Source organism: Sedimenticola hydrogenitrophicus, assembly GCF_025175675.1.
GTDB lineage: Bacteria > Pseudomonadota > Gammaproteobacteria > Chromatiales > Chromatiaceae > Sedimenticola > Sedimenticola hydrogenitrophicus.
The window spans coordinates 59,897-86,304 of record NZ_JANIOA010000002.1; the positions used below are offsets into that span (position 1 = coordinate 59,897).

Consider the following 26,408-nt stretch of genomic DNA (forward strand, 5'->3'; position numbering starts at 1 on the left):
TCGGCGGGCACGGCCTTCCAGCAGCATCGGTGTCGGATCAGGCGCGGGAGATAAACTTGCCGGTCCCGGTATTGATCTTGACCGTCTCGCCAGGTTCCAGGTACTCGGGCACCTGGATCTCCAGGCCGGTGGTCAGGGTGGCCGGTTTGGTGCGCCCGGTGGCCGTGGCGCCCTTGATCCCGGGGGTGGTGTAGGTGATGGTGAGGGAGACCGACTGGGGCAGTTCGATGCCCAGCAGTTTCCCGTCCACGATCAAGGCGGTGATGCCCTCCAGCCCTTCGGTCAGGTAGCCGGTCTGATCCTCGATATCCTCCCGGTTGATGGCGTACTGGCTGTAGTCCCCGGTATCCATGAAGACATACTGATCCCCATCCAGATAGGAGTACTGCACCTGCGGCCGCAGGCAGTCGATACTCTGCAGCATATCATCTCCCTTGAAGGACTCGTCCAGCTTTTGATGGGTCTGCAGATTGGTGAAGCGGATCTTGTACAGGGTCGCGGCACCCCGCGATGAGGGACTTTTCGCCTCCACCTGTTTCACCACATGGGGCGCGCCATTGATCTCGACAATGACGCCTCGTTTTAAATCACAGGCTTTCGGCACGGCACGGCTCCGCAAATAGATTCGGGGCGGCGATTATATCAGACGGCAGGTCTGTGGGATCGGTTTTACTGTTGGAAATCAGTAGCCAAAAATGAACACGAATAAGCCCTTTGGGTTCGCAGGCTCAACCCAAAGGGCTCCAGACCAGGATGCCCGGGGTAGGATGCCGGTGAGGCACGAACCGCATCAAGCCTTGCCGCGAATGATGCGGTTCGCAAGCTCACCGGCATCCTACCTTGCCGGCAAGCACCATCGCCCGGATGAAGCCGCTATTCCCCCAACAGGATAAATCGTTCTATTTGCATGTGATCCGTGAAGAGATAAATGCCTGATCAGGCGTGGCCGGAAAGCAGGTGATCCAGGGCGCTGGCGTTACTGATCAGATCGGCCAGCGTGTATTTTTCCAGCACCTTGAAGAACGCCTCCTGGGCCTCGCCCAGCACGCCTGCCAGGCGGCAGGCGGGCAGTATCCGGCACTGACTGCTCTCCGGGCTGAAGCACTCCACCAGGATGCTGTTCTGCTCCGTCTGCCTGATCAACACCCCGATATTGACCACCTCGGGGCTCAGGGCGAGGCGCATGCCGCCGCCTTTACCGCGGATCGTCTCGATATAACCCTGTTGACCCAGGTAATGGACTACCTTGGTCAGGTGATTGTGGGAGATGCCGTAGCTGTTTGCCAGTTCGCCCGCTGTCGCCAGTTTTTCCCGATCCAGCGCGAGATAAACAAGCACCCGGATGGTGTAATCTGTGAAGGTGGTCAGCCGCATTGTGGCCCGTCCATTAATATGTATTTAGTATATTGATTATCTCAGATCGCCATGCTAGATTAAACATGCAAATAAAATATAGCTTATGGAAATATCCGACATGAACGACAACCCCAGCCGCGAAGGCGTTTCCCGTGAGGCCGTCTATGATGCCTTGCGAGGTGTCATTGATCCCGAGGTCGGGATCAATATCGTGGAGCTGGGACTGGTCTATGACGTGGTCACCGAGGCCGACCGGGTTGCCGTGACCATGACCCTGACGTCTCCCGCCTGCCCGATGGGCGCACATCTCGCCGAGGAGGGCCGGCAGGCGATTCAGGGCATGGTGCCGGCGGGGGTCGGTGTGGATGTCAGGCTGGCCTGGGAGCCGGCCTGGAATCCGGAAATGATGTCGGATGAGGCCAAAAGGCTATTGGGCTGGAATTGAACTGTTTAATCTGACTGGAGACCGATGATATGAGTACCCAAACCGCAAAGAGCACGGTGGACGTCCGCACCATTGAGCCGAGATTTCGCCATCCGATGATTTTCAACACCTTTGAGGACCTGCAGCCGGGAGAGTTTCTGCTGCTGGTGAATGACCACGATCCGGCCCCCCTGCGCTATCAGTTCGAGGCGGAACGGGCCAACCAGTTCGACTGGGAATATATCGAGCAAGGGCCCGAAGTGTGGCAGGTGCATATCACCAAGAAGGCCGCCTAGCGAATCCGGATTTACCCGGGCCTGGGCACGCGAGGGCGGGGCAGGGGCGACGGAGCGGCATGCTGCGGATCTCCTTCACCGCCCTGTTGTATTTGCTTACAGGGACGTAAGCAAGGGGGGGCGCAAGCTTTGTAATAGAATTTAAAACATCGGCTGACAAAGTGGCGCCGGTGCTCGGGGAAAGTACGATGTGGAGTGATCTCAAGCCTGTTTATCGTTATCCGATCCTGATACTCGGCATGCTGTCACTGGTAATCGGTACGCTCGCCGGCCTGGCCCGGCTGGGATCGCTGGTGCCCGAGATTGCCCTGCAGCAGGCCGCCCAGCATGGGGTGCTGATGATTCCCGCCTTCTTCGGCACGGTGATCGGGCTGGAGCGGGCGGTGGCGATTGGCCAGCGCTGGGCCTATGCGGCGCCGTTGCTGACCGGTGTCGGCGGTGTGGTGCTGTTGTTGGGTGCGCCACCCGCTATGGCGATTGCCCTGTTGACCTTCGGCAGTCTGGTGTTTTTAATCGCCTCGATCAAGGTGCTGCGGATTCAGCAGGCAGTCCATAACTGGATCCTGCTTGGTGGTGCAAGTGGTCTGTTCATCGGCAATCTGCTGCTGCTGAATGGCCAGGCGGTGAGCCAGCTGTTGTACTGGTGGATCGCCTTCCTGGTCTTGACCATTGCCGGCGAGCGGCTGGAGCTGAGTCGCCTGGTGATTCGGGACCCACGCAAACGCCTGGGGCTCGCGCTGCTCTCGGCGATCCCGCTGGCCGGTGCCGCCATCGGCACGCTCAGCCCCTCGATCGGGCTGCTCCTTTTTGCCCTGGGGCTGGCGGGTATCGGGGTCTGGCTGCTGCTGTTCGATATCGCCCGGCGTACCGTGCGCCTCGACGGGCTGACCCGCTTCACCGCGGTCTGCATGCTGGCCGGCTACGGCTGGTTGCTGCTCTCCGCGCTGCTGTTCCTGGGTCTGGCCCTGGGCGAGAGTGGTGTCGGCCGGGATGCGGCGCTGCACGCCATTTTCCTCGGTTTCGTCTTCTCCATGGTGATCGGGCATGCCCTGATCATCTTCCCCGCGGTGACGCGCCTGAAGATTCCCTACTCGCCGCTGTTCTACCTGCCCCTGTTGCTGCTGCAGCTGTCGCTGCTGCTGCGCGTCGCTGGCGGACTCGGCGGTCATGCCGGCCTGCTGATCCACGGCGGTCACCTGAATGCGCTCACCCTGGGCCTGTTTATCCTCACCCTGGTGGGGAGTATATTGCGGGGACAGTGGGGTCGGCGGGGTCGGCGGGTCGCCGGTTCCTGAAGCGGTCCGGCACGGCGGGACCGTTCCGCCGGCGGCGGGTATGAATTGCGGTGGGAATTGGTGGGCGCGCCTGGGATCGAACCAGGGACCCCTACCGTGTGAAGGTAGTGCTCTCCCGCTGAGCTACGCGCCCCCTGAGTGGAGGAGCGCAATTCTAGAGATTTGTCGCCGCCAGGTCAAATGCTCCATACGCAGATCCATACACATCTGCTAGAATGCGCCTCTTTCCGATATTGGCCGCCTGGTAGTGAGTTATGACCACCATCCGTACCCGTTTTGCCCCCAGCCCGACAGGTTACCTCCACCTGGGAGGTGCCCGCACCGCGCTCTTCTCCTGGCTCTATGCCCGGCATCACGGCGGCGCCTTTGTCCTGCGCATCGAAGATACCGATCTGGAACGCTCAACGGAGGCGGCGGTCAATGCCATCCTGGAAGGGATGACCTGGCTGGGACTGGAGTACGAGGAGGGGCCCTTCTACCAGACGCACCGTTTCGAACGCTATAACGAGGTGATCGACGAACTGCTGGTGAGCGGCCACGCCTATCGCTGCAATTGCAGCAAGGCACGGCTGGATGCCCTGCGCGCCGCGGCCGAAAAGAGCGGCGGCATGCGCGGCTATGACGGCCACTGCCGGGACAAGTTTGTTAGCCCCGATGAGCCCCACGTGGTGCGTTTCCGCAACCCGGAGATCGGTGTGGTGGCATTCGATGACCAGGTCCACGGCAAGGTGCTGGTCAACAATTCGGAGCTGGATGACCTGATCATCCGCCGCAGTGACGGCGCCCCCACCTACAATCTGAGCGTGGTGGTGGACGATCACGACATGGGGATCACTCACGTGATCCGCGGCGACGACCACAAGCGCAACGCCTCGCGGCAGATCAATATCTTCAAGGCGCTGGGCTGGGACATCCCCCGGTATGCCCACGTCGCACTGATCATGGGTGACGATGGAGCCAAACTCTCCAAACGGCACGGTGCGGTCAGCGTCATGCAGTACAAGGAGGACGGCTTTTTGCCGGAGGCGCTGCTCAATTACCTGGTGCGCCTGGGTTGGTCTCATGGCGACCAGGAGATCTTCTCGGTGGATGAGTTGATCCAGCTGTTCGATATCGAGGATGTGAACAAGGCCGCCTCCACCTTCAACACGGAAAAGCTGCTGTGGTTGAACCAGCACTATATCAAGGCGGGGGATCCGGCCCATCTGGCCCATCTGCTGAGCTACCATATGGGTAACCTGGGGATCGATCCATCCCAGGGCCCGGATCTGGTCGAGGTGGTCAAGGCGCAGCAGGAGCGGGCGCGCACCCTGGTGGAGATGGCCGAGATCAGCGCCTTCTTCTACCGGGATTTCGATGAATTCGACGAGGATGCGGCAAAGAAACACCTGCGCCCGGTGGCGCGGGAACCGCTGGAGCGGATGCGCGCCGCCCTGGAGTCCCAGGCGGACTGGTCGCCGGAGGTGCTGCATCAGCTGGTGATGGACGTCTCCGCCGACCTCGACCTGAAGATGGGCAAGGTGGCCCAGCCGCTGCGGGTGGCGGTGGTGGGACGTGCCGCCTCGCCCGGTATCGATATCACCCTCAGTCTGGTGGGGCAGGCAGCCTGCCTGCGACGTATCGACCGGGCGCTGGATTACATCGGTAAACGGGAAGCGAACGCCTGATCCGGGCGTTATGATCACCAGAACAACAGCAACTCTTTGGCGCAACAGGTTATGAGCAACAACGAAACGACGGCACCGACTCACTTCATCCGCCAGATCATCGAGCGCGACCTGGCGGCGGGCAAGAACCAGGGCCGGGTACATACCCGGTTCCCGCCCGAACCCAACGGCTATCTGCATATCGGGCACGCCAAGTCGATCTGCCTCAACTTCGGCGTTGCCCGGGACTATCAGGGGCTGTGCAACCTGCGTTTCGACGATACCAACCCGCACAAGGAGAACGAGGACTATGTCAACGCCATCCAGGAGGATGTACGCTGGCTGGGCTTCGACTGGGAGGAGCGGCTCTACTACGCCTCGGACTATTTCGAGAAGCTCTACGGCTACGCCGTGGAGCTGATCGAGGCGGGCAAGGCCTACGTTTGCGACCTGAATGCCGAACAGATCCGCGAGTATCGGGGTACCCTGACCGAACCGGGCCGGGAGAGCCCCTATCGCACTCGTTCCGTGGAGGAGAACCTGGACCTGTTCCGGCGCATCCGCGCCGGCGAGTTCGCCGACGGCAGCCGGGTGCTGCGGGCTAGGATCGACATGGCCTCGCCCAACATCAATATGCGTGATCCCACCCTCTACCGCATTCGCCACGGGGTGATTCATCATCAGACCGGCGAGGAGTGGTGCATCTACCCGATGTATGACTACACCCACCCGATCTCGGACGCCCTGGAGGGGATCACCCACTCCCTCTGCACCCTCGAGTTCGAGGACCACCGGCCGCTCTACGACTGGGTGCTGGACAACATCAGCATCGACTGCCATCCGCAGCAGATCGAGTTCTCCCGGCTCAATCTCGAATACACCGTGATGAGCAAGCGCAAGCTGACCCAACTGGTGGACGAGGGGCTGATGGCGGGTTGGGATGACCCGCGCCTGCCGACCATCGCGGGACTGCGCCGGCGCGGTTACACACCGGCCGCGATCCGCACCTTCTGTGAGCGCATCGGGGTGACCAAATCCGCCAACTCGGTGGAGATGGGCATGCTGGAGGCCTGTATCCGCGAGGATCTGGACCAGCACGCCCGTCGCGCCCTGGCGGTGCTGGACCCGCTCAAGGTGGTGATCGAGAACTATCCCCAGGATCGGGTGGAGATGCTTGACGCCCCCTACCATCCCAAGGATGAGACCATGGGCAGCCGTCAGCTCGCCTTCACCCGCGAGCTCTACATCGACCGGGCCGATTTCCGCGAGGCGGCCAACAAGAAGTACAAACGCCTGGTGAGCGGGGGCGAGGTGCGGCTGCGCAACGCCTACGTGATCAAGTGCGAGCAGGTGATCAAGGATGATTCAGGCGAGATCGTCGAGCTGCGCTGCAGCTACGATTCACAGACCCTGGGCGCCAACCCGGTGGGGCGCAAGGTGCGCGGGGTGATCCACTGGGCCTCGGTCAGCCACGGCGTGCGCGCCGAGGTGCGCCTCTATGACCGGCTGTTCAATCACCCGGCGCCGGACAGCGACAAGACGGTCGGCTCGTTCCTGGAGCACCTCAACCCCGACTCCCTGCGGGTGGTCGAGGCGGTGGTCGAGCCAAGCCTGGGCCAGGCGGTCGCGGGCGACCGCTTCCAGTTCGAGCGGGAGGGCTATTTCTGTGTCGATCCGGCGAGCAGCCGTGAGCGGATGATCTTTAACCGCACGGTCGGCCTGCGCGATACCTGGGCGAAAATTGCCGAGCAGGATAGCTAAGGGCCTGTCAATAAATAACTACAACGTCTTGCTGGCCTTTTCGTCCGCCTTCGGCGTTTCGGCAAGACTTACATAGAACGTAACTACTCACGGGGTGATTGGCCTGCCTTGCCGGCCTCACACGATCGCTTTTCTCCTCGAATCCGGCGCAATACGTAGCAGTTGTTTCTTTCCACGCCCTAAGGGCTCGCGCAAAAATAAGTTCCGGTATTCGGTCGCCACTGGACCCCTCCGCCGGCGTTACGCTTTTTGGCAAGGGAACGGCCATTGCCTGCAAAACGTGCCTTGCCAGCGTGGCCCAGTGACGCCCTCGGTACTGCGAAATTATTCTTGCGCGAGCCCTAAAGGGGAAAAATTGCCCGGAGAGTCAGTACTGGACAAAAGGCATCTGTTACCTTAATATTCGCGCCTCGTTTGGGGCCATAGCTCAGCTGGGAGAGCGCTACACTGGCAGTGTCGAGGTCGGCGGTTCGATCCCGCCTGGCTCCACCAAACAACGCGGGGGCAGGGAGCCCATCGGACCGGCAGCCAGCAGCCCGGTCATGTAATGGAGACGATTCAAGTCCCCTTCGTCTAGAGGCCTAGGACACCGCCCTTTCACGGCGGTAACAGGGGTTCGAACCCCCTAGGGGACGCCATGTAAAAAAGCCCGATCAGGTGACTGATCGGGCTTTTTTGTCGATCGGGGATGGACTTATGCCGCTGAGGCGTCGGACGGCAGGGAACGGCGTTCTCGACTTGCTACGGTGATTCCGGATCCCCCATGGAGGCTTCGGCATTCACAGCAGCGCGGGTGGGCGAGTATCCCGTGTCCTGAAAATCCTATGGAATGATTCGTTTCAAGACCGTACCCTTGAGTCTGGAGATTTCATTGGGGTGAGGCGGAGCAGTATGCAGGCGGTCAGATCATTGAAACAGGGCGAGCGTGTGCGTGCGCGTATCCTGCTGCCATTCACCCTGGTGTTGCTGTTTGTGATCGGGGCCTTTGTCCTTGCCACCTACGTGGTGGGGGGGCGTGAACAGGAGGCGGAGCTGGCAAATCGGGTCGGGGACATGGAGAAGCTGCTCGCTCGCCAGATTGAGAGCAACGCGTCGATGATGCAGGCGGCGTTGATCGCCATCTCGCGTAATGAGGCTATTCAGCGTTCCTTCATGCGTCGCGACCGGGAGGCGCTGCTGCAGCAAACCTGGCCGCTGTTCGACACCTTGCGAGAGACTAATAACGTCACCCATTTCTATATCACCGAACCGGACCGGGTCAATTTTCTGCGCGTCCATCAACCGGACCAGTTTGGTGACACCATCGACCGGGCGACCACGCGCCAGGCCGCCGCGCAACGCACCGCGGTCCGGGGGGTTGAACTCGGTCCCCTGGGAACGCTGACCCTGCGTGTGGTGCTTCCCTGGTACCGCGGCGATCAGTTGATCGGCTATCTGGAACTGGGTGAGGAGATAGAAAATATCACCGACGAAATCCGCCGTATTCTGGGGGTCGGGGTGCTGGTGATGGTGGACAGTGAGTTGCTGGGACCGCCCCTACGCGACCCGACGAAGAGAATCAAGGGACACTTCAATATCCCCGAGCGGATTGGTAGTTCGGTAATAGTGGCAAAATCGATCGAACAGATGCCCGAGGCGCTGTTGCAGCGATTACGTGACGGCGCTGCCAAGGACCACGAGACCCTGCGGATTGTGGAAGAGGACAAGGAGTTCCATGTCACCCTGCTCCCATTCTCCGATATCTCCCAGCGGGTGGTGGGCCGACTGGTGGTGGTCCACGATGTATCCGGCGTCCAGGACAACCTCTATCAGGCACTGGGGATGGTGACGCTGCTCTCGGTGGCGGCCAGTGGGGTGGTGTTTATAATCTTCTATATCATCCTGGGGCGGGTCGAGAGGGACGCCTTGCGCCAGCGGGAGGTGGAGCTGAAACTGACCCGGATGAACACCGAACATCAGAAGGTGGTACAGATAGAAAAGTTGTCCGCTATGGGGTTGATGGTCGGGGAGATCGCCCATCAGCTGAACAATCCCCTGGTGGGGGTGGTCAACATGGCCCAACTGGCTGAGCGCAAGCTTGATGCCCCGGATCAGCTCAGGGGGTTGCTCGGGGAAATCGGCCGGGCCGGCAAGGATTGCCACGCCTTTGTGCGACGGATGCTGGATTTTACCAAGATCTCCTGTTTTGAACTCAAGGAGAGTGACCTGAACAACCTGGTGAACGAGACCCTGTTATTGAGTCAGCGCAGCATTGGCCGTCAGGTGAAACTGGAGGCCGAGTTGCCGGAAAGCCCAACAATCCTCACCGTGGATCCGGTATTGATCCGGCACGCGCTGTTCAACCTGCTGGCCAATGCGATTCAGGCAAGCCCGGCCGGCAGCGTGGTGAAGATGGGTCTGTTTCCTCACACGCAGGGAGGGTTGCCGGGCTGGTGTCTAGCCGTCCGTGATCAGGGTTCCGGGATCGACCAGGGGTTGTTTGAGAAGATATTCACGCCGTTTTTTACCACCCGGCCTGATGGCACAGGGTTGGGTTTACCGGTAGTGCAGCATGTGGCCATATTGCACGAGGGAGAGGTCTGGGCTGAAAACGCCGAGGAGGGCGGGGCGGTCTTCCACCTCTGGCTACCGCAAACAGGTGGAGTTACGGAATGAGCACAAATGATCTGTTGAAGCGTTCGAGGATCCTGATTGTCGATGACGATCATTATGTACGTACCCTGCTCCAGGAGCTGTTTTCCGAGGGGCCGGTTGAGGTGACGGTGGCGGAGGATGCTGCCACGGCACGGGAGTATTTCGAACACGAGGATTTCAACCTGATCATCATGGACCAGCGCCTGCCCGATGGTAACGGACTGGACCTGCTGCGTGAGATACGCCAGATCCAACCGCAGCAGATGGCCATCCTGATCACCGGTTATGCCGATGTGCGTGACGCGTTGCGCGCCGTACGCGAGGGACTGTTCGACTACCTGACCAAGCCGTTTGAGAACCTGGAAGAGCTGGAGGCGGTGGTTGCCAAGGCACTGGAACTGGATCGGGCCTATCGGGAGATCAACGATCTCAAGCAGACGCTGGATAGCCGCTCGTCTCAGCCCGTCTATATCGGACAATCGCCGTCGACTATCGCCTTGCAGAAACAGATCAGCCAAGTGGCTGCACTGGATGTCACCGTGTTGATCGAGGGTGACAGCGGTACCGGTAAGGAGTTGGTGGCGAAAAGCCTGCACGCCCAGAGCCCAAGGAACGAAAGTGGCCGCTTCATGGAGATCAACTGCGGTGCGCTTTCCGAGCAGCTGCTGGAAAGTACCCTGTTCGGTTATGAAAAGGGGGCTTTCACCGGCGCGGTGAAGATGACCCGGGGCTACCTGGAAGAGGCCGACGGCGGCACCCTGTTCCTCGACGAGATCGCCGATATGAGCACCAAGCTGCAGAGCAGCCTGTTGCGGGTACTGCAGGAGCACACCTTTTCACGCATCGGCAGTACCGAGCTGCGTTCCAGCGATTTCCGCCTGGTCTGTGCCACCAACAAGCGGCTGAGCGATGAGGTGCGCGCCGGCCGCTTCAGGGAAGACCTGTTCTACCGCATCAATGTGGTCTCCCTGGAGCCGATGCCGTTGCGTGAACGGCGTGAGGATATCGTGCCCTTGACGGTCCACTTTCTCGACCATTTCAATGCGAAGTTTGGCAAGCGGGCCGGCCCCTTGACCCCCGAGGCTCTCTACGTGCTGGAGCACTTCTCCTGGCCCGGCAATGTACGGCAGCTGCAGCACGCCATTGAGCGGGTGGTGGCGCTGCACGGCGACGGCCCGATCAGCGCTGCCGACCTGGCCTGCCTGGCAGAGGATATAGCCGATGCGGGGGAGGGGACGGAGGATGCGCTGCTCTCCTATCAGAAGGCCCGGGAGAACTTTGAGCGGGACTACCTGGAACGGCTGATGGAGCAGGCCAAAGGCAATGTCTCTGAAGCGGCTCGGCTGAGCGGCATACCACGACAGAACCTCTATGTGCGGATGAAACGCTGGGGAGAGTCGTAAAAACCAGACAGTTGTCGTATTTTTATGACACTTTCACAGGTCCCGGCACCCGGCAAGGCCAATCCTTGACCGAACCGCTGATTCCGGTACCGGCTGTCGTTCCCCGCTGACGTCCCGGAAGCGTGTCGAAAAACACATCTATCGCTTTGAAAAATAAGTTTAAAATACCCTAACGGGGGAATTCCCATTTTTAGGATAAGTTTTCCTGGACTTAGGAAGATCTGCCGCTATCCCAACCGATCATACCCATGGTCTAACCTTTCAGTGATCTCAATCAATTGAATCAACAGGCTTAGTGCCAATAACCATTTAATTGGCACGGGTACTGCACCTGTCCTGGTGTATCGTCAATCAAGTTCGTTAATCGTTGGAGGGGAATCATGAAAAAAACCGCAATTGCAATGGCCGTCTCGCTGCTGACCGCCGCCCCGGTATTCGCCATGGAACCGGCCGATGTAGACTGGAGCAAGGTTCCGGCCAATGAGCTGGTCCTGTTCTACCCCGGTCAGTCGACCTATCAATGGCTGCGCTCAAAAGATCACAAGCGCGCCTTCATGCAAACCCAGGACGGCCAGGCCTGTGTCGCTTGCCATCTGAATGAAGAGAAGGTATTGGGCGATACACTGGTCAAGGAGGGGCGTCTGGAACCGACCCCCGTGGAGGGTAAGAACGGCTCGATCGATCTGAATTTCCAGGTGGCCTACGACGATGAAAACGCCTATTTCCGTTTCCAGTGGAAGACCCTGAACAACTATGCGGGAACCGCCCATCCCTACTGGCGTTATGACGGCAAGGAGTGGAAAGTTTTTGGACACCCGAAGCTCGACGAGGTGGTGCAGAACGGTGAGCAGCCGGGGATCTACGAGGACCGCATGTCCATCATTATCGATGACGGCAAGGTGCCGATGTTCAAGGAGCAGGGCTGCTGGCTGACCTGCCACAATGGCGAGCGCGACAATCCCGACCTGCCGGAAACCGCCGACGTCAAGGACAATCCGCTGTTCAAGCACCTGAAGAAAAAAGACGTGCGCAAGTATATACCCTCCAGCCGTACCGACGAGGACGCCTCCTGGGACATGGGCAAGACCCCGGAAGAGATCGCCCAGTTGAAGGCGGATGGCGTATTCCTCGATCTGATGCAGTGGCGCGGTCATCGCTCCAACCCGGTCGGCATGGCGGATGATTTCAACGTCATGGAGTATCGCCTCGGCGACGCGGGCAAGAATCCCTTCGCCAAGAACTGGGACAAGGAGGCCAAGCAGCCGAAATACATGTACGACCCGGCCAAGTTCGGCAACAAGTCGGTCAAGTTCGAGGACATCCGCAAGATGCCGACGACGCTGATCCGTGAGCAGAACGCCATGCCCTTCGATCCGAATGCCGGCTGGCAGGAGGGGGATCTGATTCCCGAGTACGTGGTCAGTCGTGAGGATGCCAAGGGTTCGGCCGCCGATAACAGCCAGGCGAAGGGTGAATGGAAGGATGGCATGTGGACCGTGGTCTGGGCACGCAAACTCAACCTGGCTAACCCCGATGACAAGGCGTTGAGCGCCGGTAAGAGTTACAACTTCGGCTTCGCCACGCACGATGACAACATCACCACGCGTGGTCACTTCGTCTCCTTCCCGGTGACGGTGGGCTTTGGCGCCGATGCAACCATCAAGGCGACCAAGCTTAACTGATCGGTAACAGCTACCCGGATCATATCGACCAATGCCGATATGATCCGGGATCATCTCCGAGTAACGTCACAGAGTGGAGGGGCTGGTGAACATCTCCCTTTTAAAGAAGCACCCGCTGGTTTCCGCCGCCGGCATCCTGGTACTGGTGGTGATGCTGGCCTGGGTAATCGCCTACGAACCGGTGACACGCAACCTGATTGCCAGTGATGGCTTGTGCAACTACTGCCATCTGCCCTGGGAGTTCAATCCCGACGAGCGGTTGACCGCGACACGACCCCACCCGGCCGCCTCGAAGGAGCAGGAGCAACAGGCCCAGGCCCGTTGTGTCGAGTGCCACCTGCCAGAAGGGTGGTGGAATACCACATACGCCTATACCCATTTTCTCAGTATCACCGACCTGTTTGGCCACTTTCGTGACCGCGACGGGGAACGGGCGGGAGACTGGATACCAGCGCGCGCGGCCACCGCCTACCGGGTTCGCGATCGCCTGTTTGAGTATGACAGCAACACCTGTCGGGGCTGCCATATCGAGGACGAGATCAAACCCAAACGGGCACGTGGCGTGAATGCACACAAGCTGGCCAAGGACGAGGACAAGACCTGTATTGAGTGCCACACCAGCCTGGTGCATCGCTATGTAGAACCGCGCAAGGATGCATTCAAGAAGGCGGACGTCTCAGACGCGCCCAAGGGTTGAACCAGAGTCAGTGGGAGTTCGTTATGAATGATCAAGAAAAACCGGACACCAGCCGCAGGGGATTCGTCCAGCTGCTGGCCGGCGGTGCGGTGGCTGCGACCGCGGCCTCTGCGTTAGGCAGCCTGGCCCCGGCCGGCGGCGCGGAATCAACCGCAAAGCAATCCAGGATACAGTACGGAATGCTGATCGATACCCGGCGCTGCATCGGTTGCCACAGCTGTTCGGTGGCCTGCAAGGCGGAGTTTGATGTGCCGCTGGGCGTCAACAAATCCTGGGTTGAGTATACCGAGAAGGGTACCTTCCCCAATGTTAACCGCCACTTTCTGCCACGCCTGTGCAATCACTGCAGCGAACCACAATGTGTGGCCGTCTGTCCTACCGGGGCCACTTACAAGCGCCCGCAGGATGGCATCGTGGTGGTCGACAGCGGGCTCTGCATCGGCTGCAAATATTGCATCCAGGCCTGTCCCTACGATGCGCGCTTCCTCAATCCGGTGACCAATTTTGCCGACAAGTGCGACTTCTGTATCCATCGCGTATCCAAGGGGCTGCTGCCCTCCTGCGTCAACTCCTGTATCGGTGGCGCACGGATCTTCGGTGATGTGAATGACCCCGAGAGTGAGATCTCCCGTCAGATCGCCGCCAATGCGGTGACCGTATTACGGCCAGGCAAGGGGACCGAACCCAATGTCTACTATATCGAGGCGGATATCACCGAGCAGGCCGAGAACAGCGATGGCAGCTACCGGGTACGCGTCACCACTCACCGATCAATCAAGGAGAGGCGATAGTCATGCATGAACTCAACTGGGGTTTGCCGGTCATCTTATACCTGTTTCTCGCCGGTCTGGGTGCCGGTGCCGTCACTGTCAGTGGCTCGGTGTTGCTGCGCAAAGGGGGCTTCCATGACAGCCGCATGGACATTGCCCGCTATGGCGCACTGATCGGGCCGATACCAGTAATGCTGGGCACCTTCCTGATTGTCTTTGAACTGGGGCAGCCGTTTCGCGCCCTGAACTTGTTCAAGATGATCAACCTCTCACCGATGTCTATCGGCACCTGGGCACTGGCGCTGTTTATCATCCTGAGCGGACTTTATGCCATCTGCTTCATTCCACGCCAGGCCACCTGGCCATGGCTCGGCAAGGCCCGCCGTGTGCTGGCGTGGCTCTGCGTGCCCTTGGGTATCAGTGTGGCGATCTATACCGGGGTGTTGCTCGGGGCCATGCCGGCGCGGCCGTTCTGGAATTCACCTATCCTGGCCGGGCTGTTCGTATTGTCGGCGCTCTCTACCGGAACTGCGGCGATCATGTTGACGGTGGCGCTGTTCGGGGAAAAGAGTGCCGAACATCGGGAAGGCCGTGAAAATGATCAGTATCTGCTGGTTTCATCGGACGCCCTCCTGCTGGGTGGGGAGATGTTGGTGATCTTCCTGTTCCTGATGTTTGCCCACCTGACCATCGGTGATGTACGCCATGCGGTTGAGGTGATCCTGCCCGGCGGCTCCCTGGCGTCGCTCTTTTGGTGGGGTGTGGTACTGATCGGGATCCTGTTCCCCTTTGTTATGGAGTTGTTTCAGGTGGTACCGAAACTGCTTTATGGACGGACCTTCAGGAGTAGTCTGGTGCTTGAGGTGGCTGTCGCTTTATCGGTCCTGGCGGGTGGATTCGCCCTGCGCTACATCATTGTGGTCGCGGGTCAAGTCACCGGTCCGACCACCCTATAGGTTTGATTGGAGGCTGATATGATTAACCGCAGAAAATTCCTGCTCTCCGCCACTGCGGCCATCTCGGCGCCGCTGCTGCCGGCGACGGCCGAGGCGGCGGAAAAAAGCCCTCCCATGACCGAAGGGGGCGTGGAATACTCCACCTTCAGCGGTGCCGAACTGGAGGCGGTGCCCGGAATTTGTGGGGAGTGTCCCAGTCATTGCGCCATTATCGGCTATCGTGACGAGGGCCAACTGGTCAAGGTTGAGGGGAACCCCAGCTCCATCCGCAATCTGGGCCGGATCTGTTCCAAGGGCCAGGCCGGCATGACCAAGGTGTACGATCCGGATCGGCTGTTGCAGCCGATGCATCGGACCGGTAAGCGTGGTGAGGGGAAGTGGCAGACGATCTCCTGGGAGGCCGCAATCGAGCAGATTCGCGAGCGCCTGGCGCGTCTGCGTGATCAGGGAAAACCGGAACGCTTCCTGTTCCAGCACGGCTGGATATCCAGCAGTGCCGAAAAGCTGATCGACGGTATCTTCATGCCGGCCTTCGGCAGTGCCTCAATCCTGGACCAGCGATGCAACAGCCTCAGCGCCAGACGCGTCGCCCAGCAACTGACCTGGGGTGGGGCTCTCGATGGCCCGGATCTGGAACGTGCACGTCTGGTGGTGAATTTTGGCAGCAATCTGCTGGAGGCCGATACCAATATGGTCGCTCTGGCCAGGCGCTTGGCCCTGTCGCAGGTTGATCGACGCATGAAGATGGTTACCTTCGATGTGCGGTTGTCGAATACGGCGGCAAAATCGGATCAGTGGGTGCCGGTCAAACCGGGGACCGACCTGGCGGTGATACTGGCGATGTGTCATCAACTGGTCGCCGAGAAGGGCTATCGGGGGGCGGGTGAGCGTTTCCTGGAGTTCTGCCAGGTGAGTGAGCAGGCTACCGCCACGGTGGAGGAGAAGATTGCCCATCTGCGTGCGCATCTCGAGTCCTACACCCCCGAGTGGGCGCAACAGATCAGTGGTGTGGATGCGGAGCTGATTCGCCGCTTGGCCGCCGAGATCGTGGATTCCGGACCGACCTGTTTCCTCAGTTCGCGCGGCGCCACCGCCCGTTACAATGGCGTGGAGACCGAGCGGGCGCTGATGTTGCTGGCCGCCTTGAGCGGCAATATCAATAACCCGGGGGGACGCTCCGAGGCGGTCCTGCCGGAGTGGCAGTTTCCGCAAGGCCCCGAAGGCGGGCAACCGGCGCGGCGGCTGGGCTTCCTTGGCAACGCGGAACGGGGTGCCAGGCTGCAGATGTTCGGTGCCGGGGATAACGTGCTGAAACGGATCAAGGAGGTGGGGGAGCGGCCTGAACTCTATCTCTGGTATCATCACAATCCGCTCTTCGCCAATGCCGATACCGGGGCGATGCGCAAGATTCTGAAAGATGAGTCGCTGCTACCCTTCACGGTCGCGGTCACCTCCGTATATGATGAGTCGGCCGCCCTGGCCGACCTGATCCTGCCGGATACCACACCGCTCGAGTGTTACGGGATTGAACTGGGGATTTCGCCCAGCCGGATCGCTGAATACGGTCTGCGTCAGCCGATGGTCGCGCCACAGGGTGAGGCCAGGGATTTTGTCGATGTATGCTGCGAGCTGGGGGAGAAGCTGGGATTGAATATCGGTTTCAGCAGCCATGAGGCGTTTGTCGAGGCGGCCTGCAAGGAGACGCCCGTGGTCAAGCGCAAGGCTCGGGGATTTCGCGGTTTGACCAAGGGCGGCGTCTGGCATGACAAGAAACTCCAGCCGCAATTTAATGCTCACCAGGTGGAGGTGCCGGGTGATCTGCTGCAGGGTGAAACGGTGCTGTTCGATGAGACGACCGGGGTCTACTGGGATTGGCGTCTGGCCGGCGTTACGGATCCCGCAGCGGCGGAACGCCAGGGCTATAGCGGCACCGCGGGTGCCGGCAGGGGGTATCTTGGACAGCGGATCGGTGACAAGGTCTATCGCGGTTTTGCCCCCGGCCAACTGGACAAGAGCGGTTATCTGGAACTCTACTCGCCGATTCTGGCGGCCGCGGGGCTGCCCGGACTCCCGAGCTATCAGGCGATTCCCTCGCACCAGCAGCTCGAACCGGGGCAGTTCATGCTCAGTACCTTCAAGGTCAATGTGCAGGCAAGCAGCGCTACGGGCAATGCCGCCTGGCTGAGTGAGATTCATCACGACAGCGAAGTGTGGATCAATCCGCTGAGTGCGGCCGCGCAGGGGGTGACAGAGGGCGCCAGGATCAGCCTGAAATCGTCAGTGGGTGAAGTGGAGGCGGTTGCCCGCCTGACCCAGGGGATTATGCCCGGTGCGATTGCCATCTCGATCCACTCGGGGCGCTGGGAAGGCGGACGCTATGCGAGCGACCAGCGGGCGCCGCAAGCCATTGATGACCGGCATCATGATGCCTACAAGTGGTGGCAGGGCGTGGGGGTGCATCCCAATTATCTGATCGCTGACAGCACCGAGCCGGTGGCGGGGCAACAGTGCTGGATGGATACCGTGGTCAGTCTCTCGCCAAAGTCCGGGTAACGGCTGAGGGCCGGGAGTGAATTTCACCCATGCGGCGTCATGTGACGACCCGGTTGTCAGGGTGACAACCGGGTCTGTTTTTGGCTGATACTCCTTGTGCTGCCGCGCTCTGAATACGGCTATCTCCTGATGATCCCGTCATAGGTGGTGGCGAATGCCGCCGCATCGCCGCTGGTCAGGGGCGGGCTGAAGTAGTAGCCCTGCATGTAGTCGCAATCAAGCGCCGAGAGGTAGTCCGACTGAGCCCGGCTCTCGACCCCCTCGGCGATCACCTCAAGTCCCAGATTATGTGCCAGGCCGATGGTGGCGGTGCAGATGGCGGCGTCATTGGGATCGGTTTCGATATCCATGACAAAGGCACGGTCCAGCTTCAGCCTGTCGATCGGCAGCAACTTGAGGTAGGCGAGGGAGGAGTAGCCGGTACCGAAATCGTCAATCGAGAGCTTCACCCCCAGCGCCTTCAGCTCCAACAGTGTCTCCACCGTGGCAACCGGATTCTCCATCGCCACGCTCTCGGTGATCTCCAGTTCCAGCAGGTGCGGGTGGATGCCGGTTTGGGTCAGAATATCATCCACCTGATCGATGAATGTCTCGTCTATAAGCTGGCGGGCGGAGAGGTTGACCGAAATGGAGAGCTCCTGCATGCACTCGATTTTGTGCCAGGCGGCCAGGGTCAGGCAGGCGGTTCTGAGGACCCATTGGCCGATCGGCACGATCAGCCCGGTCTCCTCGGCCAGGGGGATGAACTTCATGGGCGCCACCAGCTCACCATCCGCTTTCTGCCAGCGCACCAGCGCCTCGAAGCCGATAATCCGGCCGTTACTCGCGCGGATCTGCGGCTGATAGTGGAGTACCAACTCCTTTCTCTCCAGCGCCTGGCGCAACTCACCCTCCAGCCGCAGCCGCGTTTCCGCCGATTGGGTCATTCGGGCATCAAAGAAACGGAAACGGTTGCGTCCGGCCGATTTCGCAGAATACATGGCGATGTCGGCGTTCTTCATCAGGGTGACCCGCTCTCTGCCGTCATCGGGATAGATGCTGATGCCGAGTGAGGCGGAAGGCACCACCTGATGCGGTCCGAGCTGCAGCGGTAACGCCAGGGCCTGGAGTATTTCGCTGGCCAGGATGGCGGCTCTGGTACTCTCCTCGAGATCGGTGATGGCGATGACAAACTCATCCCCCCCGGGCCGACCGACAATGTCGTTGCCGCGCACGCATTGCAACAGACGCTGGGCAATCTCGATCAGGAACTCATCACCCACGGCATGCCCGAGGGAGTCGTTGATCGCCTTGAAGTTGTCCATGTCGATGAAAATCAGAGCCAGCCGTTTGTGGTGGCGTTGCATATCGGCCAGCGATTGATCCAGGCGCGCCTCCAGGGTATAGCGGTTCGCCAGGCCGGTGAGGGCGTCTTCATGGGCCAGTTTCTCGATTGCCTCGGCAGCCCTTTTATGTTCCGTTATGTCACTATAGATGGTGACGAAGCCACCATCCGGCAGTGGCATGCCGCGGATTTCCAACACCGTGCCGTCGGGCCGAGTGCGCTCGAATACGTGGGGAACGGACTGTCGCGCGGTCTCCATCAGGGCCTCGACCTTGGCCTCCCGGTCATCGCAATCACCATATTCGCTGCGTTCCACATTGAAGCGGAAGAAACGTTCCAGGGTGGGCGTGTCTTCGAACAGATGATCCGGAAAGTCAAGCAGGCGGCGGTACTCCCTGTTGCTGGTAACCAGCCGGAATTCGCTGTCGAACAGGGTGACCCCGCCCGGTATGTTGTCGATCAGGGTGCTGAAGATCTGATTACGCTTGGTCAGTTCGCGCTCTTTTTCAATGCGTTCGGTTATGTCGGAATAGATGGTGACGAAGCCGCCCCCCGGAATGGGTGCGCCGCGGATCTCGATGGCGGTGCCGTCCGGGCGGATGCGCTCCACGCGGTGATGCTTGGGATTCTGTGCCAGGTGGAGCATTTCCGCCACCTTGCTTTCTACGTCCACATCACCATATTCGCCACGTTCCGCGTTCGTTCGGATGACCTCGGAAAAATGGGGATGCTGCCCGGCCAACTCGGCGGGGAAGTCGAGCAGACGCAGCACCTCGTTGTTATACAGGATCATCCGCAGGTCGGGCCCGAACACAGTGACCCCGCCGGGCATGTTGTCCACCAGGGTCTGCAATAGGGCGTTTTTGCTCTGCATCGCCTCTTCGGCATGCTTGCGATCGGTTATGTCGGTATAGCTGGTGACAAATCCCACCACCTCGCCGTTCAGCAGCATCGGCTTGCCTTCCACCAGGTGTGTTCTGCCGTTTGGCCGGGTGCGCTCAAAACGGTGCGGCAGGAACTTGAGTGCCAGGTCCCGCCGTGCCGCCACCAGCGCTTTCGGGTCGCCCGGTCCATACTCTCCCCGCCTGGCGGGGTACATGATCAGATCTTCGAACGGCACGCCGTCATAGAGGCTTTCCGGGGGCAGTTCCAGTACATCCGCCAGTACCGCATTCCAGCAGCGCAGGTGCAGTTGATCATCAAACACCGAGATGCCCTGAGGCATGTGATCGACAATGGATTGCAGGTAGTGGACCTGGTGCCGGGCGGTGGCCGCCTGGGCTTGCGGAATGGCCGCCGGGAGGCTGTCGGCCGCGCTTGTTGCGGTGTTATCCCGCTGCCGTTGAATATGGCGCTGCAGCTGGCGCAGGCGCCACAGGGCGGCAGCGAGGGCGACCAGCAAAACGAGCGTGATTAATGTAGTCATTCGCCGTCACAAGGTGTTTCTGGTTATTAATAGAGTCGCGCCATCTGCACACCCTCGCGGGGTCACCCGCGACCCGGGCGCTCCATGGCTCCAGTGTAGCGATAGTTTCACAAGAGGTAAAATCGTCCGCCGGCAATGTCCCTTGTCGCTGTGGATCCGGGGAGTGTATCGGTGCGGTCCGGGGTGCCCGTCAGGCGACGCCGGAAATCCAGGATTTGCCATCGGTATGGCGTGTGTCGGACCAAACACTGATCTACTGCCGCTACGACCGATCAAGCCCCACAGACTCCTAGACAAATGCGAGCGGATACCTTACCATGCGCGCCTTGTTACGGGGCCATAGCTCAGCTGGGAGAGCGCTACACTGGCAGTGTAGAGGTCGGCGGTTCGATCCCGCCTGGCTCCACCAAACACTCCAGGGCAGGAGGCCTGAGTGACTGACACCAGCACAGTCATGCAATGGATAGAGTCCAAGTCCCCTTCGTCTAGAGGCCTAGGACACCGCCCTTTCACGGCGGTAACAGGGGTTCGAACCCCCTAGGGGACGCCAATCCAAAAAAGCCCGGCCGGGTCACCGGTCGGGCTTTTTTTGTCCAGGGTAACTACTCACGGGTGATTGGGAGCGACGTTGGCGGGGGAGCGCCTGTATTGAAAAATAGCCGGTATCACTGCATGCCGGCCACGCCCCGCTTATGGTACTCCCGCGGTGAGCAGCCGAAAAAGTCACGGAAGCGTCGACTGAAGTGACTGGGGTTGTTGAAACCCAGGTCATAGCAGACGCGGGTGACCGGCTCACCGCGCCGGAGTCTCCGGGATGCCAGCTTCAGGCGAAGCTGTTGCTGCAGTTCACTGGGAGAGCAGCCAATTTGGGTCTTGAACTCGGCATACAACCGGCTGCGGCTCATACAGGCAACACGCGAGAGTTGGTCGATATCGAGCGGTTCTGCAAGATGCTTTTCCAGATGGTTCAGGGCCGCCGTGATGCCACTTGAATTCGGCTCATCACGGCAGTAGCTGAGCAGCAACTCGCGCTCCTGATGACGCAGCATCCGTATGATCAGTTCGGAGACGCCGAGATCCACCAGCACGTCACGGTCCGGGTGATTTTCGGTGAAACAGGAGACCAGCCGCGTCAACAGGTGCTGGGTGGCCGTGGTGTGGTGGGTGTGCAGTATGGTGCTGCTGTGTTGCCATCCCTCCAGCCCGGACTCGATCGGATTGAGATCACTCAGGCGTTCGGAGATTTTTGCCACCTTCTCCTTGGAGATTTCTATCGTCAGGCAGGTGGTGGGGGATTGGGTCGTGGCATCGGGAAAATCGATGTCGACATGTTCGCCGGGCGCCATCACAAAGGACTCATGGGGCAGGAAGATCTGCTCTCTCGGGTGATGGGCATCATGCATGATCTTGCGGCCCTGGATCATGCCGCAGTAGAGCAACTGATCGGCATCCAGTCCCACGCGAGAGGCGGCCTGGTAAGTGTCATAGATACTCAGCTCCGCCTCCGGACCCGCGAAACTGACGCGGTTTTCCACCAGCCTTTGTGGTTTTCTGAGTGCACTCAACTCCGCAGAACGCATCTTCGGCTCCTCGCTCCTATGTGTTATAAGGAATTTAATTAACTTAAATTCAGAGGTCTTACGCCCCTTTTGTACCCGATAGCATGCGTTGGGACTGGATGCTGAGTCAAGTGATGTGGAATTTCAGTCAAGTTTTCCCTTTGGTGTGGAGTTAGCCTAAGCGTCCGAACTATTACTCGAAAACACCCTAGGAGGAAGTATGATATTTGCACAACCGGGTAAAGAAGGCGCTGTGGTCTCATTTAAATCCCGCTATGAAAACTTTATCGGCGGTGAGTGGGTCGCGCCGGTCAAAGGTAACTATTTCGATAACCTTACCCCCGTTACGGGAGCGAAATTCTGTGAGATTCCCCGTTCCGGCGTCGAGGATATTGAACTGGCGCTGGATGCAGCGCATGCTGCCAAGGCGGCCTGGGGCAAGACCTCGGTGACCGAACGCTCCAACCTGCTGCTGAAGATCGCCGACCGTATCGAGCAGAATCTTGAGATGCTGGCGGTTGCCGAGACCTGGGACAATGGTAAGGCAGTACGTGAAACCATGGCGGCTGATGTCCCTCTGTCCGTTGACCATTTCCGTTATTTTGCCGGTTGTATCCGTGCCCAGGAGGGAGGGATAAGTGAGATCGACAACGGTACCGTGGCGTATCATTTCCATGAGCCGCTGGGTGTGGTGGGCCAGATCATTCCCTGGAACTTCCCGCTGCTGATGGCGGCCTGGAAGATCGCACCGGCGCTGGCAGCAGGCAACTGCATTGTGCTCAAGCCGGCCGAACAGACACCGGTATCGATCCTGAAACTGATCGAAGTGATCGAGGACCTGTTGCCCGCCGGCGTGCTGAACATTGTTAACGGTTACGGTCGCGAAGCGGGCCAGGCGCTGGCTAATAGCACCCGCATCGCCAAGCTGGCCTTCACCGGCTCCACCCCCGTCGGTACACACATCCTGAAGTGTGCCGCGGAAAATCTGATCCCCTCCACGGTGGAACTGGGCGGTAAATCCCCCAACATCTTCTTCAAGGATGTGCTGGATCAGGAAGATGAGTTTGTCAGCAAGTGTGTGGAGGGTGCCGTATTGGCCTTCTTCAACCAGGGTGAGGTCTGCACCTGTCCCTCTCGCCTGATGATCCAGGAAGATATCTACGAGGAGTTTATCGCCAAGGTAATTGAGCGCTCCAAGCAGATCAAACGCGGCAATCCGCTGGACACCGAGACCATGGTCGGTGCCCAGGCTTCCCAGCAACAGTACGACAAGATCCTCAGCTACATGGAGATCGGCAGGAACGAAGGCGCCGAGGTACTCATCGGCGGCGGTATTGAGAATGTTGAAGAGGGCTTGGGTGAGGGGTATTACATTCAGCCGACCCTGCTCAAGGGCACCAACAAGATGCGCGTCTTCCAGGAAGAGATCTTCGGTCCGGTTGTTTCCGTTACCACCTTCAAGGATGAGGCCGAGGCGCTGGCTATCGCCAACGACACCGAGTACGGCCTGGGTGCCGGCGTCTGGACCCGTGACATGAATACCTCCTATCGCATGGGTCGAGGTATCGAGGCCGGTCGTGTCTGGACCAACTGCTACCACCTCTATCCGGCTCATGCCGCCTTTGGTGGTTATAAGAAGTCGGGCATCGGCCGTGAGAACCACAAGATGATGCTCGATCACTATCAACAGACCAAAAACCTGCTGGTCAGCTACGATATCAACCCGCTGGGCTTCTTTTAATCACTGATTAGTTCTAAACGATTCAGGGAGCGACCTGCCATTACGATAATGGCAGGTCGCTCCCTGATGCCAATTAGGAGGTTCAGATGACTAAAAAGCAGGATCAACCATCAAGTGATATCGCATTTACCCCGTCGGTCAAGGCGGTGCAAAAACGCAAGGGTTCACGTATCGAATTTCTCGACCAGGAAGCGGAGGGGGGCTGGGCCACGACCATTACACCCAGTCTGGCTGAGTTTATTTCACAAGTCAGAACATGCTATCTGGCAACGGCCACGGCGGAGGGCCAACCCTATGTGCAACACAGGGGTGGGGCTCCGGGCTTTCTGCAAGTGCTGGACCCCCATACCCTGGGCTTCGCCGATTTCAGGGGGAACCGGCAATACGTGACCACCGGTAACCTTGATGAAAATCCCCGCGCCTTCCTTTTTCTAATGGACTATACCCGCAATCGTCGGGTGAAACTCTGGGGCACGGCTCGCATTGTGGAGAACGACCTGGCCCTCAGTGACCGTCTTTTGATAAAAAGTTACCCCGCCGATGCGGAGCAGGTGGTCTTGTTCACTGTAAAGGCGTGGGATGTCAACTGTCCCAGGCATATACCGACCATGGTCCCCATGGAAGAGGTATCCAAGCTATGCAAGCGATTTGAGACACGGATCGAGGAACTGGAGAGTGAAAATGCCTCGCTCAAGGAGGAGTGCGATAAACTGCGCCGGTAGTGTCAGACACAAGAAATACCAGGATGCCCGGTCAATCGACCGGGCATCTTCCTTTATAAGCGATGTTAAAGAATAGGCGGGTGTCTTAACGGCCTTTCAGGTACTTTTCGATGGCGCTGACAAAGACATTGGCGGGCTGTGCACCGGAGATGAGTTCGCCCTCAACGGTGCCCTTGTCCGGGTCGTGGTAGCCGATAATAAACCCGGGCGTCCCGGTGATCCCAGCGGACTGGCCGGCTGCCATGTCGTTGGCCACCCGGCCGGCATAGGTGTCGTTATCCAGGCAACTGTTGAACCGCTCCAGGTCCTTGATATTGATGCGTTGGGCGATCGCTTTCAGCTCGGGTCTGAACAGGTTGTCCGGCTGATTGAACAGGACCTCGTGCATCGCCTCGAAGCTCCCCTGGTCGCGGGCACACTCGACCGCTATGGCGGCGTCATCGGCTTCCTTATGAAAGGCGAGCGGGAAGTGGCGGTAACCGAAAGCGACCCGCTCACCATACTGTCCGATCAGCTCCTTGACCGTGCCCTGGGCCCGTTTACAGAATGGGCACTGGTAATCGGAGAACTCCATGACCATCACCCCGGCCTGGTCGTTTCCGCGCATAAAGGCGCTGTCGACGGCGAGTTTAAGCAGCAACTCCTTCGGCTTGACCAGGCGGGAGGTGATATCGCCCTTGATCGCCGCGCGCTGATAGATTTGGATGTCGTGCCGGGCCTTGGCCATGCCTTCCATGTATTCCCGGATCGCCGGCGCCAACTGCTCCAGGGGGCCGCGGCTCTGCAGCTTGTTGTTGAGATAGAAAGCCTCGATCTGCTCCTCGCTGATGGCGGCGGGCGCGGCTGCCGGATAATCCGACGAATCGGTGGTCAGTTGGGTGACGGCGTGCTGGATGAAGGCTTCCTGCAGTGCGTCATGGAGCTGGATGCGCAGTTCATTGATCTTGCGGTTCTCGATATCCGACAGCTGGATGGATTTGCCGCTCACCGTACCGACGACACTGCCCTCGGTCAGCAGGGCGTCGGCGGCGGCGTGAACGGTGGTCGCTCCCGCGAACAGGGCCAGGGTGAATGGGATCAACTTGATTGGCTTCATTGATAATCCTTGGTGAGGGTAAGCCCGCTGGGCATTTTGGTCTGTATAGCTCGGACAGCGTGCCCCGAAGCGAGTTCCGGGGGATCGGCCATCCCCTGCGGGTCCTTTGGTTGTCCCTCATCATACGGGATTCGGCCGGACCGCGGAGCGGGCGAGCCTGGCCGCCAGCATCGAATCGACAAACAGCTGCAGAAAATGGAACAGGATGCAGGCCACCAGGGCCACCCCGACCGACTGATTGAGTGCCACCAGCACGCCGACGGCAACCGGCAGGGTTTTCTGCGAGGCGGTGAACAGCAGGGCAATCCATTCAGCGCGCTCCGGCCGGTTGATCCGGCGTGAACCAAGACAGAGCAGCAACAGTGCGCCATGCAGCAACAGCGCCGCGGCTATCATACTGCCGATCAGCGACAGGCTGATCTCCCTGAGGGTGTCACTGGATGCCGAGACCGACATCCAGACCGTGAGAACCACGCAACTGGAGGGCAGATAGCGGATCAGCCAGTGGCGTGGCGGGAGTTGTATGATCCGGCGGCCCAGCATCCCCGTTACAAAGGGGATCAGGACGATGATCAGCAGTTGTTGAAGCAGTGGCCAGGGGGAGAGGGTGAGGTCCCCGACGTTTTCCAGTACCACCGGCAGCAGAAACGGGATGGTGAAGACCCCGAGCAGATTGAGCAGGATGGTCAGAAACAGAGCCTTGAATCTGTCGCCCTCCGCCAGCTGGGTCATGACAATCCCGGAGGAGAGGGTGGCCGGGACCGTTGCGGTCACGATCAGGCCGAGGGCGGCGCCGGCAGGCAGTGCCAGCAGGGTAGCCGTCGCCAGTCCGAGAAAGGGGCTGATCAGCAGATTGATCAGGATGGCGATCAGCGCGGTGGACCAGAGTTTTCCGGACAGCGGCATCTGACTCAGTACCGTCTGGTAGCCGTTGATCAGAAAGATAGTGACCACCATCCACGGAATCATCCCCATCGCCTGAAGCGCCATACCCGGCGCCGGGGCAAGCCAGGCCGTGAGAAACGCCAGCAACAGGCCTACCGGGAGAAAATAGCCGTTCATGGGGC

20 protein-coding genes and 5 tRNA genes are annotated in these 26,408 nt (G+C 59.7%); 18 read left to right on the forward strand and 7 right to left on the reverse strand.

Annotated elements, in window-relative coordinates; genetic code table 11:
• Nucleotides 1-37: 37 nt before the first annotated feature.
• Entirely contained in the window at nucleotides 38-604 is a 567-nt protein-coding gene (gene efpL, locus NPX02_RS02070; protein WP_260291508.1) for an elongation factor P-like protein EfpL, read from the reverse strand.
• A gap of 332 nt (nucleotides 605-936) precedes the next feature.
• Nucleotides 937-1,374: an RrF2 family transcriptional regulator gene (locus tag NPX02_RS02075; protein WP_260291510.1), complete on the reverse strand. Its 438-nt coding sequence runs from the start codon at nucleotides 1,372-1,374 to the stop codon at nucleotides 937-939.
• 100 nt (nucleotides 1,375-1,474) lie between these two features.
• Here NPX02_RS02075 and NPX02_RS02080 point away from each other — a divergent pair, with 100 nt between their 5' ends.
• The 3 genes from NPX02_RS02080 to NPX02_RS02090 all read left to right on the forward strand — a co-directional run bounded on the left by NPX02_RS02080 (nucleotide 1,475) and on the right by NPX02_RS02090 (nucleotide 3,371).
• On the forward strand, nucleotides 1,475-1,801 hold the full coding sequence (locus NPX02_RS02080; RefSeq protein ID WP_260291512.1) for a metal-sulfur cluster assembly factor: 327 nt from the start codon (nucleotides 1,475-1,477) through the stop codon (nucleotides 1,799-1,801).
• A 29-nt stretch (nucleotides 1,802-1,830) separates the two neighbouring features.
• On the forward strand, nucleotides 1,831-2,076 hold the full coding sequence (locus NPX02_RS02085; RefSeq protein WP_260291513.1) for a DUF2249 domain-containing protein: 246 nt from the start codon (nucleotides 1,831-1,833) through the stop codon (nucleotides 2,074-2,076).
• A 188-nt stretch (nucleotides 2,077-2,264) separates the two neighbouring features.
• Nucleotides 2,265-3,371, forward strand: coding sequence for a hypothetical protein (locus tag NPX02_RS02090; protein WP_260291514.1), 1,107 nt, complete (start codon nucleotides 2,265-2,267; stop codon nucleotides 3,369-3,371).
• 58 nt (nucleotides 3,372-3,429) lie between these two features.
• Here NPX02_RS02090 and NPX02_RS02095 read toward each other — a convergent pair.
• A tRNA-Val gene (locus NPX02_RS02095) sits at nucleotides 3,430-3,504 on the reverse strand.
• 121 nt (nucleotides 3,505-3,625) lie between these two features.
• On the opposite strand from NPX02_RS02095, the gene gltX reads away from it, so the two are divergent.
• The 11 genes from gltX to NPX02_RS02150 all read left to right on the forward strand — a co-directional run bounded on the left by gltX (nucleotide 3,626) and on the right by NPX02_RS02150 (nucleotide 17,473).
• Entirely contained in the window at nucleotides 3,626-5,038 is a 1,413-nt protein-coding gene (gene gltX, locus NPX02_RS02100; RefSeq protein WP_260291515.1) for a glutamate--tRNA ligase, read from the forward strand.
• Nucleotides 5,039-5,089: 51 nt separating this feature from the next.
• A complete protein-coding gene (locus tag NPX02_RS02105) occupies nucleotides 5,090-6,778 on the forward strand; it encodes a glutamine--tRNA ligase/YqeY domain fusion protein (RefSeq protein ID WP_260291516.1) in 1,689 nt (562 codons plus the stop codon).
• A 416-nt stretch (nucleotides 6,779-7,194) separates the two neighbouring features.
• Nucleotides 7,195-7,270: transfer RNA gene (locus NPX02_RS02110), tRNA-Ala, on the forward strand.
• Between the two features lie 70 nt (nucleotides 7,271-7,340).
• Nucleotides 7,341-7,416, forward strand: a tRNA-Glu gene (locus tag NPX02_RS02115).
• A gap of 253 nt (nucleotides 7,417-7,669) precedes the next feature.
• On the forward strand, nucleotides 7,670-9,433 hold the full coding sequence (locus NPX02_RS02120) for an ATP-binding protein (protein WP_260291517.1): 1,764 nt from the start codon (nucleotides 7,670-7,672) through the stop codon (nucleotides 9,431-9,433).
• Nucleotides 9,430-10,815 (forward strand): sigma-54-dependent transcriptional regulator, encoded by a 1,386-nt coding sequence (locus NPX02_RS02125; RefSeq protein WP_260291518.1) that lies wholly within the window; start codon nucleotides 9,430-9,432, stop codon nucleotides 10,813-10,815. The genes NPX02_RS02120 and NPX02_RS02125 overlap by 4 nt, the downstream gene beginning before the upstream one ends.
• Nucleotides 10,816-11,195: 380 nt before the next feature.
• Entirely contained in the window at nucleotides 11,196-12,497 is a 1,302-nt protein-coding gene (locus NPX02_RS02130; RefSeq protein ID WP_260291519.1) for an ethylbenzene dehydrogenase-related protein, read from the forward strand.
• An 85-nt stretch (nucleotides 12,498-12,582) separates the two neighbouring features.
• A complete protein-coding gene (locus tag NPX02_RS02135; RefSeq protein WP_260291520.1) occupies nucleotides 12,583-13,194 on the forward strand; it encodes a NapC/NirT family cytochrome c in 612 nt (203 codons plus the stop codon).
• Nucleotides 13,195-13,217: 23 nt separating this feature from the next.
• Nucleotides 13,218-13,985, forward strand: a complete 768-nt coding sequence (gene dsrO / locus NPX02_RS02140) for a sulfate reduction electron transfer complex DsrMKJOP subunit DsrO (protein ID WP_260291521.1) — start codon at nucleotides 13,218-13,220, stop codon at nucleotides 13,983-13,985.
• Between the two features lie 2 nt (nucleotides 13,986-13,987).
• The gene (nrfD, locus tag NPX02_RS02145) at nucleotides 13,988-14,920 is read left to right on the forward strand and encodes an NrfD/PsrC family molybdoenzyme membrane anchor subunit (protein ID WP_260291522.1); all 933 of its coding nucleotides are present in this window, start codon (nucleotides 13,988-13,990) and stop codon (nucleotides 14,918-14,920) included.
• A gap of 18 nt (nucleotides 14,921-14,938) precedes the next feature.
• Complete coding sequence (locus NPX02_RS02150; RefSeq protein WP_260291523.1) at nucleotides 14,939-17,473, forward strand: molybdopterin-containing oxidoreductase family protein; 2,535 nt, start codon at nucleotides 14,939-14,941, stop codon at nucleotides 17,471-17,473.
• Nucleotides 17,474-17,592: 119 nt separating this feature from the next.
• Here the strand turns inward: NPX02_RS02150 and NPX02_RS02155 are convergent, their stop codons facing one another.
• Nucleotides 17,593-20,223, reverse strand: a complete 2,631-nt coding sequence (locus NPX02_RS02155; RefSeq protein ID WP_260291524.1) for a PAS-domain containing protein — start codon at nucleotides 20,221-20,223, stop codon at nucleotides 17,593-17,595.
• A 333-nt stretch (nucleotides 20,224-20,556) separates the two neighbouring features.
• Here NPX02_RS02155 and NPX02_RS02160 point away from each other — a divergent pair.
• Nucleotides 20,557-20,632, forward strand: a tRNA-Ala gene (locus tag NPX02_RS02160).
• Between the two features lie 65 nt (nucleotides 20,633-20,697).
• Nucleotides 20,698-20,773 (forward strand) — tRNA-Glu (locus NPX02_RS02165).
• Nucleotides 20,774-20,888: 115 nt separating this feature from the next.
• Here the strand turns inward: NPX02_RS02165 and NPX02_RS02170 are convergent.
• Complete coding sequence (locus NPX02_RS02170; protein ID WP_260291525.1) at nucleotides 20,889-21,803, reverse strand: AraC family transcriptional regulator; 915 nt, start codon at nucleotides 21,801-21,803, stop codon at nucleotides 20,889-20,891.
• Nucleotides 21,804-22,002: 199 nt separating this feature from the next.
• On the opposite strand from NPX02_RS02170, the gene exaC reads away from it, so the two are divergent.
• The gene (gene exaC / locus NPX02_RS02175; protein ID WP_260291526.1) at nucleotides 22,003-23,523 is read left to right on the forward strand and encodes an acetaldehyde dehydrogenase ExaC; all 1,521 of its coding nucleotides are present in this window, start codon (nucleotides 22,003-22,005) and stop codon (nucleotides 23,521-23,523) included.
• Between the two features lie 86 nt (nucleotides 23,524-23,609).
• Nucleotides 23,610-24,245, forward strand: a complete 636-nt coding sequence (locus NPX02_RS02180; protein WP_260291527.1) for a pyridoxamine 5'-phosphate oxidase family protein — start codon at nucleotides 23,610-23,612, stop codon at nucleotides 24,243-24,245.
• An 85-nt stretch (nucleotides 24,246-24,330) separates the two neighbouring features.
• On the opposite strand, the gene NPX02_RS02185 is transcribed toward NPX02_RS02180, so the two are convergent.
• A complete protein-coding gene (locus NPX02_RS02185) occupies nucleotides 24,331-25,341 on the reverse strand; it encodes a DsbA family protein (protein WP_260291528.1) in 1,011 nt (336 codons plus the stop codon).
• A 120-nt stretch (nucleotides 25,342-25,461) separates the two neighbouring features.
• The gene (locus tag NPX02_RS02190; protein ID WP_260291529.1) at nucleotides 25,462-26,403 is read right to left on the reverse strand and encodes a bile acid:sodium symporter; all 942 of its coding nucleotides are present in this window, start codon (nucleotides 26,401-26,403) and stop codon (nucleotides 25,462-25,464) included.
• Nucleotides 26,404-26,408: the final 5 nt, after the last annotated feature.

Coding starts and splice junctions, on each gene's coding strand:
- NPX02_RS02185 (WP_260291528.1), bottom strand. CDS start 25,341: ATGAAGCCAATCAAGTTGATCCCATTCACCCTGGCCCTGTTCGCGGGA.
- NPX02_RS02150 (WP_260291523.1), top strand. CDS start 14,939: ATGATTAACCGCAGAAAATTCCTGCTCTCCGCCACTGCGGCCATCTCG.
- NPX02_RS02090 (WP_260291514.1), top strand. CDS start 2,265: ATGTGGAGTGATCTCAAGCCTGTTTATCGTTATCCGATCCTGATACTC.
- exaC (WP_260291526.1), top strand. CDS start 22,003: ATGATATTTGCACAACCGGGTAAAGAAGGCGCTGTGGTCTCATTTAAA.
- NPX02_RS02180 (WP_260291527.1), top strand. CDS start 23,610: ATGACTAAAAAGCAGGATCAACCATCAAGTGATATCGCATTTACCCCG.
- NPX02_RS02130 (WP_260291519.1), top strand. CDS start 11,196: ATGAAAAAAACCGCAATTGCAATGGCCGTCTCGCTGCTGACCGCCGCC.
- NPX02_RS02105 (WP_260291516.1), top strand. CDS start 5,090: ATGAGCAACAACGAAACGACGGCACCGACTCACTTCATCCGCCAGATC.
- NPX02_RS02120 (WP_260291517.1), top strand. CDS start 7,670: ATGCAGGCGGTCAGATCATTGAAACAGGGCGAGCGTGTGCGTGCGCGT.
- NPX02_RS02190 (WP_260291529.1), bottom strand. CDS start 26,403: ATGAACGGCTATTTTCTCCCGGTAGGCCTGTTGCTGGCGTTTCTCACG.
- NPX02_RS02075 (WP_260291510.1), bottom strand. CDS start 1,374: ATGCGGCTGACCACCTTCACAGATTACACCATCCGGGTGCTTGTTTAT.
- NPX02_RS02080 (WP_260291512.1), top strand. CDS start 1,475: ATGAACGACAACCCCAGCCGCGAAGGCGTTTCCCGTGAGGCCGTCTAT.
- NPX02_RS02085 (WP_260291513.1), top strand. CDS start 1,831: ATGAGTACCCAAACCGCAAAGAGCACGGTGGACGTCCGCACCATTGAG.
- nrfD (WP_260291522.1), top strand. CDS start 13,988: ATGCATGAACTCAACTGGGGTTTGCCGGTCATCTTATACCTGTTTCTC.
- NPX02_RS02170 (WP_260291525.1), bottom strand. CDS start 21,803: ATGCGTTCTGCGGAGTTGAGTGCACTCAGAAAACCACAAAGGCTGGTG.
- dsrO (WP_260291521.1), top strand. CDS start 13,218: ATGAATGATCAAGAAAAACCGGACACCAGCCGCAGGGGATTCGTCCAG.
- gltX (WP_260291515.1), top strand. CDS start 3,626: ATGACCACCATCCGTACCCGTTTTGCCCCCAGCCCGACAGGTTACCTC.
- NPX02_RS02125 (WP_260291518.1), top strand. CDS start 9,430: ATGAGCACAAATGATCTGTTGAAGCGTTCGAGGATCCTGATTGTCGAT.
- NPX02_RS02155 (WP_260291524.1), bottom strand. CDS start 20,223: ATGACTACATTAATCACGCTCGTTTTGCTGGTCGCCCTCGCTGCCGCC.